This window comes from Sphingobacterium sp. DR205 (assembly GCF_011064245.1).
In the GTDB taxonomy this organism is placed as follows: Bacteria; Bacteroidota; Bacteroidia; order Sphingobacteriales; family Sphingobacteriaceae; genus Sphingobacterium; species Sphingobacterium athyrii.
Map to the genome: position 1 here is coordinate 6401233 of NZ_CP049333.1, position 15786 is coordinate 6417018.

A 15786-nucleotide genomic window follows, 5' to 3' on the forward strand; every position below is an offset into this window, starting at 1 on the left:
ACATATTTGTGTAGCGAAACCAAATGAACCTGCGTTTGGAATCTTATAATTAATACACACTTTAAGAAATTATGAAAAATATCACGAAATTTTTAATGGCATTTTTGTGTCTGGGAGTTCTTTTTACAGCTTGTAATAAAGATAATTTTGATTACGACGCATGGGAAAAAGAGCAGAAAGAAAAACAACGAATTCAGGACTCCATTAATACAAAAAGAGTCGAAGAGCAATATCCCGTCATCAAAAAGTATGTCTCTGACAATCAGCTGCAAAATGTTCAATATATAGACTCCTTAGGAATTGCATACCAAGTGTTGGCAGCAGGAGATCAAAGTTCTTACACTTATTCTTTTAATAACGGCGGACAAATCATAGCCCCCTATGTAACAGTCGAATATATTGGTAAATATGTACAAGTCGGTGCGCAATATAAACCTGAAGGGACAATATTTGAAAAAACAGAGGAAGGGAAAACAGAAACCAAAAACCTGGCTTCAAAACCTATGATATGGCATAGAGCATTCTTACCTCAAAAAATAAAATTCGGCGAGCAAGAAATCCCTGTAGGTGGAATAACCACAACTGGTATGAAAAAAGGTTCTAAGATTCGTATAATCACTCCTTCTCCTTGGGGATATGGAGATAGCGATCAAAAAGCTGAATCAACAGGCAACACAATTCCGGGCAAATCTATTTTAGATTTTACTATTGATGTAAAAGATATCAAAAATACCAATTAACATTTCGCTGTTTTATAAAAAAACCATTTTCGGCATGAAAATGGTTTTTTTATGTCTCAAATAAATAATATAGCTGATGTGCATTAAAATTAGGTGGCTCGCATAAATACAAATTGGAATCACAACATCGCAAAACACTTCGATAAGCTAATGAGTGTTAATTACTGTATTAAAATGTTAATTATTGGGGCAATGGCGCAGTAAAATGAAAAAATAATATACTTTTGTTAAAGACCTTTTGAAAATATAATGGTCTTTTTCGAAAAACCATCAATAACACTATGAAAAAACTACTATCTCCACTGTTCTTGGGAATCGCAGCTATTGCTTTATTTACCGTTAGCTGTGCTAAAAGTGACGACACACCTGTTTATGATGCTGCTGCACAATTCAAAACTGATTCTGTCACCCTCAAAAATTATGTTGACAACAAGTTTCCAGATGCACAATATGATTCAGAAACTGGAATCTGGTATGAAATTCTGACTGAAGGCGAAGGCAATTACCAATATAAAATAGTGGATACTTTAAATGCTAAGTTCCTTAAATTTAAATCAACTGTAAAGTACACAGGTAGGTTATTGAGCGGAAGTATTTTTGATCAAACCGAAGCCGATAAAACAACTACTTTTGAAATATTGACCAATACAGGCTATCAGTACCCTTTTGTTAGCTCCATTATTCCAGCTTGGACATTCGCATTCGCTCCTAAAAAAGTAGGTGACGTCAAATTGGGCGGTTTGACCGAAAAAGGACTACAAAAAGGGACAAAAATTCATATTATGGCTCCGTCGTTATATGGATACCAAAATCAAGCTGTGGGAACGATACCAGCCAATTCTCCTTTAGATTTTGTTATCGAAGTCGTAGATCTAAAATAATATTCCTATTATGTTAAAAAACCTCCTAAAGCTTTTTTTAGGAGGTTTTTTTATTTATACCCCTACTTATTTGTAAGTATCCAAAAGTATCGTTCAATTATCTTAACGGCTATTTAGCCTCTCCTGGGAAAATGACTCTCATCCTGCAAAGCTTAAACTTAAATAGATTGACTGTTAAAACAAAAAAAGCTCGAAGTGGGGAACTCCGAGCTTTACCTAACCAATTATTAACCTAAATTATGAAAAGTTCTTTATATATTATTTTGTATATATCTTTCTGTTTTGATATATCAAAGGTAACATACATTCCCTTTTATGTCAAGAAATTTAACAGCATTTAACGTTGTTAAAATTATGTTAAAACAATTTAGCAAATTGTAACAGGCTAGTGACTTTGTTTGTGTATTGCGATACTTTTAATCGCATTTTGAAGCAGTATTGTTCCAGATTTGATGAAAGACCATACTCCGGTCTCCTGAGTCAGAAAATGATATGGCTTTTTAAGGAAAAATAAGCGGGATAATGAAACCCTGAATTCTTTTAGAAAAACAATATCAATAAACAAAACACTTTCAATAAAAAGGAATAAATTTGTGTAGCAGCTTTTGTCAATATATACGACATTTAATGATGTGCGTAAAAAAACAGGAACTTATCAGGATTTCGTATGTGGCAATGGCGATCTAATAAATTGGAAAAATAAACAAGGATGAAAATAGCTTTAGCACAATTGAATTACCATATTGGCAATTTTGAAGCAAATACAAAAAAAATAATTCAAGCAATCAACCAAGCCAAAGAGGCATCGGCAGATCTTATCATATTTGCAGAGCTCGCTATCGGAGGCTATCCGGCCAAAGACCTGCTACGAAGTAAGGTATTTAAACAACAGTGCAACGAAGCTATCCATCAGATTGCAGCCCACTGCTTAGACATAGCCTGTATTATCGGTGCTCCTGTCACAAACAGCGATCCCGAAGGAAAAGCGCTTTACAATACTGCCGTATTTATCGAACAGGGAGCTGTTCGAAATATTGTAAAAAAAGGTTTATTACCAGATTACGATGTATTTGATGAATACCGCTACTTTGAACCCAACAAACGTTTTGACTGCATCACATTGAACGGTGTAAAAATTGCCCTGACCATATGTGAAGATCTCTGGGATGACGATGAGGGCGGCAACTCCTATGTAGGTGACCCTATGGCCGAACTGCGAAAAGAGAATCCCGATCTGCTGATCAATATTGCAGCTTCGCCATTCTCGTACACACATTTTGAAAAGCGCGTTAAAGTGCTCTCCCTTCAGGTCGAGAAATCCAATCGTCCTCTGATCTATGTCAACCAGGTGGGTGCACATATGGATATTATTTTCGATGGCAGATCTCTCGCATTCAACAAGGACGGAACAAAGGTTGCTGAATTAAAACGATTTGAAGAAGACCTACAATATGTCACCTATCATCAGAGAAATATTACCTCAACCACCGCAACGATAAAAGATCCTGCAACGGAGATCGCCTTGATCCATGACGCATTAATTTTGGGATTACGCGATTATTTCCAAAAATCAGGATTCAAAAGAGCGGTGTTAGGTTTATCAGGAGGATTAGATTCAGCCCTGGTTGCGGCCCTGGCCTGTGAAGCGCTCGGTGCAGACAATGTGCTTTCCATTTTAATGCCCTCTGTCTATTCCTCAGACCATTCCATCAAAGATGCAATGGATCTGGTGAGCAATACCGGCTGCAAACACCATATCGTCCCCATTAAAGATATCGCTTCTGCATACGAAAATACGCTCGCTCCTCTCTTCGAAAACTTGAAGCCCGATACCACCGAAGAAAATATACAGGCACGTGCACGTGCTGTTATCTTAATGGCTATCTCAAACAAGTTTGGCAACATCCTATTAAACACTTCCAACAAAAGCGAGGCCGCTGTAGGTTACGGCACCTTGTATGGCGATATGGCAGGCTCCATTTCGGTCATTGGCGACGTCTATAAATCCAGCGCTTATGAACTGGCGCGTTATATCAATCGGGAGCGTGAAATTATTCCGCTCAACACCATTGAAAAAGCTCCCTCCGCAGAATTGCGTCCCGATCAAAAAGACTCGGATTCTCTGCCTGAGTACGACCTGCTGGATAAGATCTTATATGAATTGATTGAAAATGAAAAGAGCGGCTCCGAAGTTGTAGCGATGGGATTCGAAAAAGCGTTAGTAGAAAGAGTGAGTAAATTACTGAATAATGCTGAATTTAAACGCTTTCAGGCACCGCCAATTCTGCGAGTCAGCCCCAAAGCTTTTGGTGTGGGAAGACAGATTCCACTGGTAGCAAAATATCCGTATTAATTTTACAATTAGCATTAAACCATAGTTATAGTTTTTTGTCTAACATAAATAAATTGAAATAGGTGCTGTACAGTACAAAAGTGAATTGCCATAATAATTGCTTTGGCCAGCTTGAGAGCCGCCAGAGCGAATAGTTAAGAAAGTTTAAAACAATTTAAATAAATATAAGTTCCATATAGGCCATGAAATCATTATGAGTATACAGCTAAACAGTTGCTCATGATAGATTCATCACAGTTAATAAATAAATTACTACGATGAAAAAGATTCTGTTATTTTTGGTGCTCTGCGTTGCGCTGGCATCATGTTCATCTTACCAATACAATACCACTCGGGTAGAGAAGATGGATTTTACCCCTTTCAAGACATATGCCTGGCTACCACCGGTAGACTCGCTTTCAAAGTCTTATTTTGACAATGATATTGCCAAAACTAACATTTTGGATGCGGCAAATGCTGCCTTGGAAGCGAAGGGACTCCGATATTCAAAAGATAATCCCGATCTATTATTCCGTTATATCACGATCGTTAATAACAAAAGCCGTCTGGTATATGGCGGTGGCGGATATTATGGCTGGGGCGGTCCTTGGGGCTGGTACAGACCCTGGTTTTCACCTTACTATTACGGTGGTGGATATTATCCCGTTGCAAAAGAACGCTATCGTTATGGCCACTTGATCATCGAAGCGATCGACCGCAAAACAAATACCGTGATCTGGCAGGCGCGGGGTTCAGGGGATGTAGACAATCCGGAGAAAGCGATCAATAACATCAGTAAAGTGGCGACCGGAGTGATTGATTTGTTCCCGGTAAAAACATTAAAAAAATAGGCGGAGTTTAAGATGACTCCCCAAAAACGAAAGGCTGGTTTGATAGACCAGCCTTTCGTTTTTTTTTATTAGAAATCTCTTTTATTGTTCCGTCCGTCGCCCAATTCGCTTCTTCACCGGATTGGGATTGAGGTCAGCCCAATAACTTAACATTAAACCGATGGACGCAATTTCAAATAAAACGGTACTTCAACGCGATCTTTGGATTTATTAATGATCAATTCGGCAGCCATCCTACCCATCATCTCAAAATCAGTCGATATTGTCGTAATGCCATTGAGAATAAACTTCTTTAATGGCGTCTCATTATAGGAAATGATACCAACATCTTTTCCGATGATCAATTTTTTTTGAATAACCTTATTTAACAATTTGACGAGATCGTCTTCAATAATATTGATATAGCAAGTACCTTTCTCTACATTCTCTTCGTCGATATCGGACACTAATTCGTGCTCAAAAGCATATTGCTGACAAAATTTATAAAATCCCTTGATAATAGCTTTAGGAAAATCACTATAGTCAGGAAATACCAGTTTCAAGTTTTTGTACTTACTCAACACTTCATTCGCTTCCTCCAATGCAGAATAAATATCATGTTCATAATTTTCATAAACTGCAGGAAAATCGCCGGGCACATCTTCAATGAACTTTCCCAGCAACATGAGCTTCTCGGCAGGAATCTTACGGATAATGTCCGGTGCTTTGTCTCTCCCCTCTTTAAAATGTGGAAAGAGTACGTAATGGTCATACGTTTTGGTTAAACTGCCCAAAAGCGTATTCAGATACGATAGGTCTGAATTATATACAAATAAATCTAAATTCGCATAATCACTCAGTTGTTTGGCAAAGGAATCATATACAATTTTTTTATGCGCACTTAGTTTATTCAGAAAGAGCGCTATCTTAAGTTTAGATTCGACATCCGTTTTATTCACATAATATCCCTTCCCGGGGTTAGAGGCTATAATCTCATTTTTCTTAAGATAACGGTACGCTTTTTCGACAGTGTCACGTGATATTTCCAAATATGCACTCAGCTCATTAATAGAAGGAAGCATATCATCTCTGACCAATGTTTCATTTTTAACAGCATCGATAATCGTATTTGCCAATTGCAAATATTTGGGAGTAGCAGAAAAATCACTGATTTCTAAGGTCTTTAAAAACTGATTTACGGAACTGGTCATTGTTAGATTTTAATATTTATAAAATTAACGATTTGTTTATAAATATTTAAACAAAACACCCAAAAACAATTTGCCTCAGAAGCCCGCTTCTATGCATCCCATAATAAAAGGTCCAGTTGCTTTTGTATCATTTTCACGAATCCGCTCACCAACGTAATAATCATAACTGCCGTCCCTGTAAGGATTGCCTCCCAGACCAGCGACAGCATTACACTGCATCAATGTCCACAATCCATTTTCTTGCTTTAAAAGCTTTTTTTGAATACCCTGATATAATTTGTTTACCAAGGCCATGTAGCTTTCGGAAAGGTGTTTTTTATTGATGCCTTTTGAATAGGCATATAGAAACATACTATTGACCGACGCTTCCTGATAATTACCTTTTCTTTTGGGCTGGTCAATTACTTGCCACCACAGGCCTTCATCATCTTGATAGTTGGCAAGGGTATTAGCTAACGATTGAGCCAATTGAATCAATTTATCTCTTCTGGGATAATCCAACGGCAATTCATCCAATACATCAATGACAGCCATAAAATACCAGCCAATACTTCTGCCCCAAAAATTCGGCGATTGTCCCGTTTGGGGATTTGCCCAAGCTTGCTTTTTACTTTCGTCCCAGCCATGACAATATAGCCCGGTTTTAGTGTCATATGTATGTTTAGCTGTAATTAAAATCTCATCGATAGCCTTGTCATAGTATTGGTCCTCCTTACTAAGTCTAGCATATTTTGCAAGAAAAGGCCCAGTCATATAAACGCCATCCAACCAGATCTGGTGGGGATAAATTAGTTTGTGCCAATAGCCACCTTCGAGTGTTGTAGGCTGATATTTTAGTTGGTGAACCAATGTTTCAATAGCCAGACGATATTTTTCTTTCTTAGTTTTTTCATAAAGTTCAAAGAGTATTTTTCCGGAATTGATAAAATCCACATTATAGGCACTAAGCTCATATAGATGAATTTCTCCCTTTTCATTGATAAGGGCATCCGCCCACTTTTCTACGTAGTTGAAGTATTTTTTATCGCCGGTCTTTTCGGCAACTTTTAGCATGGCAAGACAACCTAAACCTTGGGAATACCCGAAATATAGTCGTTTACCATGATCCAATTGCCAAGCCTCAGGGAAACGTTTCATTTCCGAATCCGCAAATTGTTGATACATCGATTGTGCTGTCAAAGTTAATATACTGACTAGCAACTGTAGGAAAAGAACGATCTTTTTAAATAACATATATGTAATCCTTTATTTTTAACACCGATTTATTGACCAATTAGATATCGATATGCATTGAACGTTTTGGATATACTTTAAGAATGAATTTTAAACGTATACAGAAATTGGCAATCCTAAAAGTACGACGAAAAGAAATAGAAACCGTCCTGAACTGTCTTGATTCCGCGCCCTTACTCGACGATTTCGCGCAGTAAAATGTTGTTTCCCCCACATGAAAATACCTTTCAGAACAACGTTTGGTCTATTCTGTCACGTGGAATGTTCAACGAGTCACATGAAAGAATCAGTTAGTCACTGGACTTCTTCGTTTTGACAGGCGGAAAAATGAAAAAGTCCGGCGACTAAACAGAACAGTCACCGGACTTTTTCATTTCGACGGACGTTTGCAGAAGATCTACAGAGGAAATGCTCATTTTTCCACACGGAAAAATCGTTAACACACCCGTCAAAAAACTGATTCCATAGTGGGAAATCAATCATTTACTCGGCGATTTACCTCTTTAGGAAGCATCTCTAATAAGAAAAAAGGTACACCTCTATTTAAACCATCAATAAATTAACTATTTACAATATAATTTAAGTTTACTCTAAGGGATATTGAACAAACCAATTTTTTCTGTCCAACAAATATTGATGAATCTGATTCGCTTGTCCAGCAGCGTATTTTTGCGCAACTACATCGGCTAGAATTGCTGGCTCGTTCCATCGATCGGCAATCCGCATTAGGGCAAAATATGCCTTTGCTTCACCAGCACTTTCCATCAACGTTTCTTTAACAATCAATTTATCCAACGCTTTTTTATAAGCATCCATTTTCTCGACCGTTGACAAGTCGTCCTTGCTTACACCCTCAGGATAAACGGGGGCAAGATTGACCCGACGCCTGATGCCCCAATTTCTGGCGAGGCTAACATTCATCACCGCATCATCAAAAGGGTACTTTAAATTGCCCGCATTTCGCGAAAGATACAACTCTACGCCATCGTTCAGTAACGCTTCCGCCTGGTCAAATAGTCCTAAATTATTTAAGGCCTCAATCATAAAAAAATGTACGTCAGCATCTCTATATATTACAATATGCACGTTATTTTTATATATTTCTGATGCACTTTCCCGATCTCTGGAGAACTTGCGAATGACCCAATCTCCATTCTGTAAATAATAGGTGTAATTCTCGCCTCGATATTGGTCGCCCAGTGTATGACCGTCATACCTAATTTGCTCCTGGTATCTCTTCATCGCTACCTCCGTGGGTTTTAAATAATAAACTGAAGGTGTAAGATTTGAAAAAAACTGGATCATACGATTCGTCTGATTTCTTTCGAAATCATAAGGAACAATATTAATTAATACTCTTGTCCGCGTGATTGGATCCCGTGTAAATACCTGAACCCATTCGCCGTTATAATCGTCATTACTCACCTTAAACTTATTACTTCCATTGTCATAAATAAAGCGGATACCGATATCGACCACTTTTGAATACTGTTTTGTCCATAGATAGAGTTCCATTAACAACGGTTCTGGTGATGGACAGATCATATTCCATGTGAGATCCTGTTGATTGGTATTGACACCGGGGAACAAAATATTTCCCCAGTTCGCAACATACTTACCATCAACGCCATCTAGTCCTGCTTCCATTAATGAAACTAGTTTAGGCAACAATTCATTCAAGGAGATCACGGGAATTGTGGCAACATTATCCAGGTTAATCTTAGGGTCATCAAAATAGGCGACTTTACCATACAGTTTTCCTAGCGTGAGATAGGTCCATACCTTAAAACGGATAGTTCCAGAAATCAATGCCCTATAATGTTCATCTTCCAGCGCCTTTGGATTCGCTTTGCGATATGCCATAATCTTTTCTAAATAAGCATTGGCATTTACAATCAAATCATAATAAGTCCGGGGATTGGCAAAGGTATTTCCTTTTTTCTCTCTATAATTATACAGATCCCACAAATCTTGCGGTGCATTTGCGGTGGGTTCAAGGAGATCTGTACGCAGTTCGCTTAAGAATACCGTTTGATCAGCTAATGCCTGCATTTTTGCGGCAACGCCCATATATCCCGAATATAATTCGTTTGTTTCCTTTCCATATTCCTTATCCGTCAAAATATCATTGGTATTAACTTCAAAGTATTTGGAACAACTGGTAAAAAACAAGCACAGCACAGCTATGCCATAATGAATATGATAACTTTTCATACGTTTTCTAGAGTTTAATATTGACACCTAATTTAAAAGTTCGAGGTAATGGAATTTTCCCATAGTCAGCACCTGTATAGCTCATATTATTGCTATAAGCCGTTACAGGATCTAGACCTAAGTATTTGCTCCAGGTAAATAGATTTTCAGCAGTGATATACCATTCCGAATTGGAAAGAATTTTAAGTCTATGATTTCCAAACCTATAAGACAACGACAGGTTCTCTAACCGCATATAAGAAGCATCTTCAATCCAGCGGTTGGAAAATCGTGCATTCTCCATCGGATCTCCATATTGAGCCTGTGGCACATCCGTTTGCTGGCCATCCGTTTGCCAACGGCGCAATGCTGCAATGGATTGATTGTTATAACTGGACAGGTCTTCGAGGCTTCTTCGCACGGCATTGTAAGCTTTATTTCCTTTTGTAAAACTCATCAGGCCCTGCAATTGAAACTTCTTGTAACGGAATGAAAAATAGGCACCTCCAAATAATTTGGGTAAACTATTCCCTAAATCCATCCGATCCTCAGCATCTATAATACCATCATTATTGATATCCTCAAACTGAATATCTCCTGCAGAAAACATTCTATTTTTATAATCGTATAAATTCAATTGCTCGGCCTCTTTAGCGCTAGCTATAACTCCATTTGATTGATAGCCATAGAAAGAAAAGGGAGACTGTCCTACTTGATGAATGCGAACAACATCATCTTCCTGCTGTAACAATATGGGGTCTACGCTCAAAAGTTTTTTCACCGTGCTGTTTAATGTGGATAGGTTACCGCCAAGCGTAAAGGACCAGTCTTTTTTATCAACAAAAGCGAAATTCACGTCTACTTCCAAACCATGATTGTCGATTTGTCCGCCATTTAAGAATATCTTATCGATCCCAGCTATCGGCGATACTGAAAACGCATTCAAAAGATGGCTAGCTCTGTTGTAATAATAACCTGCATTTACGTTTAAACGTTGGTTGAATCCGGAAAAGATCAGATTGCCCTGCAGGTTTTGATTATCTTCCCATCTAATTTTATTGTTGGGAATATTCCCAACGACAATTCCAGCAAGTTGTCGATATAATTGACTGCTGTAATACGATTGTCCAATCTTCGATGAAAAACGGCTATTTCCGGTTTTTGCATAACCGAATTTCAAAATTAGCTTATTAAGCGATTCACGTTCCTTGAGAAAAGACATGTTAGATAGCAAAATGGATAAGTCCGCAGCTGGGAAAAACCCAAACCTTCCGACATTTGAGCCTGTAACTGAAGTGCCATCAACACTAAGATTGACATCTAATTTCAACAAGCTACGCCAATTGTAATTAAGGAAACCATACATATTCATCCAATTCCAGTCTTCATCATATCCCCAAAATTTACGGCCAGCGTTACTTACGTAATTCAGTGTGCGGTAAAAATCGGAACTCGTATTCCTCCCCGCACCAGCATCGTACTCCTGACTGTTCAGAAGTCCCTGTACCCCGGCACCTGCCTCCCATTGATCCTTGCCATACTGCTTGGAATAACTTCCATAAAAATTCCATGAGATATTAGACGATTTGCCTGCACCAGACCGCGCAGTATTTAAGGCCATGCCATTTTCCAAAGGCACAATAGTTCCGCTGGACAGTCCCGGTACAAAGGTTGTCTGTCTACTATAATTTGTATAGAATCCGAGCAAGGCATTAAATTGGAGACTTTTTGTAGCGCTATAGCGTAAATTAGCCTGTGCAAAAACATCGTAGATATCCGATGTAAAATCGCCAGTTTGCAAAAGAGCTATTGGATTGGATACTCCAAATTGCCGAACACCATCCAAATCATTCAATACGTTATTGTCTTTATCTTTTGTATAAGGACTAAGAATTGGTGCTCTATACATCGCAGCCAGCATGGGATTAGTCGTTTTTAGCATACCCTGTTCCTGCAATCTTCCGGTACTATAGGTCAACGCCATCATCGCATTCAAATCGAATTTTTGTCCTAAAGCGATGGTTGAATTCAAGCGGGTGCTGTATCGTGTGTTGCTCGTATAATCCAATGCACCCTGCTGATTCAATACGCCGAGTGAGAGATCGTATTTTGCGATAGCATCTCCTCCTTTGATCCTTAAATGGTGATCTGTTACAAAAGCATTTCTATAAATCTGATCTTGCCAATCTGTCTTATTGTTGTACAGATAATTATAATAATAATTCGGATCATCTTTCAGGAAAGGAAATTGTGTTAAAAGTTCCCCCATATCATTGTAGTTGGTCATGCCCACTGCGCCAAGATAACTTTTATACTGACTATCATTCAATAACGGGAGCCTTCTGAATTGGTGGCTGATACCAAAATTACCATGGTATTCGATGACCGTTTCCATATCATCTGATGCTGAGGTTTCCAATTTTAACACGCCATTGGATCCCAACGATCCATAACGAGCCGTTTCAGCTCCTTTTAAAAACCGAATACTTTTTATGTCCTGAAGATTAAATGGGGCGAAAATACTCAGCGAATATCCACCGATAATCGGAGAATTATCCATATCTGGAAAAAAGGGAACCTCATCGACCACAATTAATGGGTTATTGTTTGCTTCAAACGACCGAATTCCTCTAAAATTTAACGCACCACCTTCTGAGGGCATCCCACTTTTGTTGGTAACACGCAAACCTGCAATTTGCCCTGTGAGTACTTGTTCAACTGTAGTCGCGCCTTTAGGGTAATCATTAGCTGTCAAAATCCTTGAATTGGCCGATGAGAAAGATCCTGAAACTACATTTTCATAATGTTCCCGTCCCTCCGAAACCAAGGTTATTTCAATCTGGCTCCGTCCTAACAGCTCAATTCTTGATTCAAAAAAACCAGGACTCCAAACTCGGATTACCGGTGCTTCTTCAATTATTTTATCTAACGAAAACGTTCCATCCCCCTTTGTCTTGGTCGTATGTGTAGAATTCAAAATGGTAATGACAGCTCCCTCAATCGGAGTTTTATCATATGAATTCACGACTTTCCCTTGGATACTATGTTGCGCATAGCTATTCACACAGAATATGGAGAATGACAAGGTGATGGACAGTTTCCAAATAAGTTTCTTTTTTCTAAACATGAGATCCGTAAATTTCATCTGATTAATAATTATTTACTGTTGGGATCAATGCCCAATGATATAGCTCTATATTTTCTACAGTCCCTTTTCCTAATCCGGCGAATTCAACTTTTATTTTAAAAGATCGGATTTTATCACCTTCGATAACAAGGGGGCCAACCAATCCGCCCCAGCCATTATATTTCGTACCAGGTACGGTATTTGTGGCACGATCGTAATTCCATGGCGTAGCTGGTTCTACATTCAATGATTTAGCGATAAGTTTGCCGTCCACATAGATATTGACAAAGGGGTGATTCTTCGCTAAGAACCCCATATATAGATTATATTCTCCCGGAGGCACCTCCACCACTTTATATCCTGTGGAACCGTCTGGTTTCCGCTCCAGCATAATCGGGGTAAAATCGATAGAAGCGGGTAGATTATCTGAGATATTGCCTCTAAGCAATAATGTTCTATAGGTTAACTCAATACCCAATGTCGGAAAAGATACTTTGTCCCGATCTTTTGGTTCTATACCAGTCACATTTGCTAAAGTAAATAGATCTGGCTTTTCATGCTCAGGCACATATTCATAGTAATGAAACAACTGTTTTATCATTCGAATATGAACATTATTGGGAATCTTTAATTTGGTAACATTAAAAATTCGGCCATTGCTCATCCGTTTATATTGAGGATCCACAAGTTGCACTGTTGGCTTCCATGCTCGGTTAAATGCCGATGTGAGATCCTTCGTACCATAATTATCAATGATTTCATTATAAAAAATTGCCTCTTTGATCCAACTATAGGCGATTAATGAATCTTCTTTCAAAAATTGTTTCCCAAATTGATCATAGAGACGTTTTAAGTCGTCAAAACAGTTTTTAATAACCTGATTACTTGGTAAAAACATCGTAACATTTGCAAATTCCGAGCGAATATTTGCCTTTTCAAAAATTGGATTCGTAATGGTAAATACAGAATCGTATAGCGTATTTCCCGTAGGGTCAACACCAATTGGAATACTATTTGACAAATCGAAAATAGTATCATTCATCGCAAGAACACTATCTCTGATGATAGAATAATCGCTTCCAAGTCCACGGAGATAATCATAGATGCTAACATCAGGGGTTAACAATTGGTCAATTTCATGGACCACTCCATTTTTACAAAATTGATTTGCTTTTGTTAGCGCTGCGTCACCAACGTGCAGCTGATCATCCTTACGGGAAACCATCAGGTACTTTCCATTTAACGTAATTAGTTTTAAACCATCTTTGAGCTTTCCGATATCATATTTTAGATTATTGATATGATATTTTAGAATTGAAGCTTTATTTTCTGTAGATGCTTCCAAGACCGCCATCTGATCGTTAGGTACGGCCCAGATTGTTAATTCTTGATCCCGTGACAACTCTTCTGCAATCCCATATTCTTCCAGCTTAGAGACGAATAGGCTATATTGTGGTTGAGTTTTCAGATAAGCTAATAAATCTAGATCGGAAACGGTTCCCTGATCCTCATAATGATCATTCCAATTTTTTTTACACCCTGTTGCCACAACCAGCATCAACAGGAGAATTCCTACAATATTTTTCATCTGTATATAATTAGATCTCATTTAATTCGGTCAATTAATCGGTTCAAATTGGATATAATCCAACGTCAGCAATCTACCATCCAGGGACAATATGCGCAGGGTATGGTTAGTTGTTTCAGTAAATTCAACGGTTCCTAAATCCTGTGACATGATCTTGTCTGAGCTCGTATTGGACATAACCAATCGCGGATAAATCATTTCGTTGTCTAACACAAAGGCACAGATACCTGTATTTGAAGCATATTTTGTGCTCGGCCATGTCAACTTCACTTTATATTTTCCTTTTACAATCGTCGGGCTTTGCATCTGAATCCAGCCTGATTCTCCCAACTCCACGCGTAAATGATCATAATTCAGTGTTCCAGTATACCAAACACCATCCGCACTCCTGTTATTACGATAAATCAGGACATTTAACTTTGTCTCTGGTTGCGCCTGCCATAGAATGCTCTTTAGATCAGCCGCAACAAAGGTCTTATTGTATTGCGCACCTAAGCTTGGATTTCTGTATTGTGTAACATTGGCAGCGATATCGGGGTAATCTGTAAATTCCCAGACCACTTTAACCTGCTCAGGAACAAAAATTGGCATCCAACTGTCAACCTCATGGATTACCCCATTCTTACACGGGATATTAATCTCATTGAACTGAATAGCGCTACCAGCATCTCCAGTCGCATTGATAACCAAGCCGTCCCCACCTTCACTAATTTTGATCAACTCGTATTGTGCCATTGTCTCCAAATTCATTTTCGTTGCTCCAGCAGGGAATGTTCCTAAGTCGGCAAACGAGCGTTGTTGCGCTAATAAATGGTAAGCCATATAACGGTTGGCAGGATTCTCTGGCGATTTTAGATCCGAACCCGATGCGCCCAGTTTATTTAATAACTCCGCCAACGTATGGATACCTTCTTTCAGATAAACATCGTCACTTACGGCAAACGCGGTATATCTGAATCGCTGTTGAATTGGATTTCCATCCGGATCCGTACCTGTGGTATACACCGTATTTAATCGCTCGTCATATCCTGTCGCAGTTGCCAAACCGTAAAATATGCTATGCTTACCATCCTTCAAGCGATCCAATATAGTCGCTGTCAACGGTTCTAAAACATCGTCAATACCATGGATAATACCATTGATCACTTTCACATCAAAAGCATTAAATCTAGACACTCCGTTCAAATAGATCTGATCCAATCCGCCTTCTTTAAATTCAACGAACAGATTATCGTCAGTAGCATTTAAGTCTGATATTGCACCACTTTGAAACTGACCAAGATCAATTGAAACATTGGGGATAAGATGATAGCGTACCAAATAATTAGCATCTTCTTTTGTCATTTGGTCTACCGAAGTCAGCTTCATTTTTTTTAGATATCGTTCGACACCTTCATTAACCGGAGCAAAGAGCGTATATATGGTATTAATATTTAATGTATTGTATAAATCTGCTTTTTCGAGGACTTTCACCCATAAATCATATTTTTCGGGTTGATTTTTGAGGTATACAGCCATCGGCAAATCTTCGTAGGCCGAATAGGTATTATTTTCAAAATCATCCTTACACGCGGTAAGTATGATCGAAAATAATCCAATAAAAAGCAGCACAATTTTAGAAAGAGGAATAAGATTCTTTTTCATTTTTGCA

General features: G+C 38.5%; 10 protein-coding genes. 4 read left to right on the plus strand and 6 right to left on the minus strand.

Features of this window, described 5'->3' with window-relative positions; translation table 11 throughout:
• Positions 1-71 precede the first annotated feature (71 nt).
• The 4 genes from G6053_RS27300 to G6053_RS27315 all read left to right on the plus strand — a co-directional run bounded on the left by G6053_RS27300 (position 72) and on the right by G6053_RS27315 (position 4804).
• On the plus strand, positions 72-740 hold the full coding sequence (locus G6053_RS27300; RefSeq protein ID WP_165309173.1) for an FKBP-type peptidyl-prolyl cis-trans isomerase: 669 nt from the start codon (positions 72-74) through the stop codon (positions 738-740).
• Positions 741-1021: 281 nt separating this feature from the next.
• Entirely contained in the window at positions 1022-1621 is a 600-nt protein-coding gene (locus G6053_RS27305) for an FKBP-type peptidyl-prolyl cis-trans isomerase (protein ID WP_165309174.1), read from the plus strand.
• Positions 1622-2330: 709 nt separating this feature from the next.
• Positions 2331-3974: an NAD+ synthase gene (locus tag G6053_RS27310; RefSeq protein ID WP_165309175.1), complete on the plus strand. Its 1644-nt coding sequence runs from the start codon at positions 2331-2333 to the stop codon at positions 3972-3974.
• A gap of 257 nt (positions 3975-4231) precedes the next feature.
• A complete protein-coding gene (locus tag G6053_RS27315; protein ID WP_108634960.1) occupies positions 4232-4804 on the plus strand; it encodes a DUF4136 domain-containing protein in 573 nt (190 codons plus the stop codon).
• A 152-nt stretch (positions 4805-4956) separates the two neighbouring features.
• Here the strand turns inward: G6053_RS27315 and G6053_RS27320 are convergent, their stop codons facing one another.
• The 6 genes from G6053_RS27320 to G6053_RS27345 all read right to left on the minus strand — a co-directional run bounded on the left by G6053_RS27320 (position 4957) and on the right by G6053_RS27345 (position 15779).
• Complete coding sequence (locus G6053_RS27320; RefSeq protein WP_165309176.1) at positions 4957-5994, minus strand: GntR family transcriptional regulator; 1038 nt, start codon at positions 5992-5994, stop codon at positions 4957-4959.
• Positions 5995-6069: 75 nt separating this feature from the next.
• The gene (locus G6053_RS27325) at positions 6070-7227 is read right to left on the minus strand and encodes a glycoside hydrolase family 88 protein (protein ID WP_165309177.1); all 1158 of its coding nucleotides are present in this window, start codon (positions 7225-7227) and stop codon (positions 6070-6072) included.
• Between the two features lie 585 nt (positions 7228-7812).
• Positions 7813-9441, minus strand: coding sequence for a RagB/SusD family nutrient uptake outer membrane protein (locus G6053_RS27330; protein WP_165309178.1), 1629 nt, complete (start codon positions 9439-9441; stop codon positions 7813-7815).
• Positions 9442-9448: 7 nt separating this feature from the next.
• Positions 9449-12565: a SusC/RagA family TonB-linked outer membrane protein gene (locus G6053_RS27335; protein WP_241254855.1), complete on the minus strand. Its 3117-nt coding sequence runs from the start codon at positions 12563-12565 to the stop codon at positions 9449-9451.
• Between the two features lie 4 nt (positions 12566-12569).
• Positions 12570-14135 carry a fasciclin domain-containing protein gene (locus G6053_RS27340; RefSeq protein ID WP_165309179.1) on the minus strand — a complete coding sequence of 522 codons (1566 nt, stop codon included), beginning with the start codon at positions 14133-14135 and terminating at the stop codon, positions 12570-12572.
• A gap of 30 nt (positions 14136-14165) precedes the next feature.
• Positions 14166-15779 (minus strand): fasciclin domain-containing protein, encoded by a 1614-nt coding sequence (locus tag G6053_RS27345; RefSeq protein ID WP_165309180.1) that lies wholly within the window; start codon positions 15777-15779, stop codon positions 14166-14168.
• Positions 15780-15786: the final 7 nt, after the last annotated feature.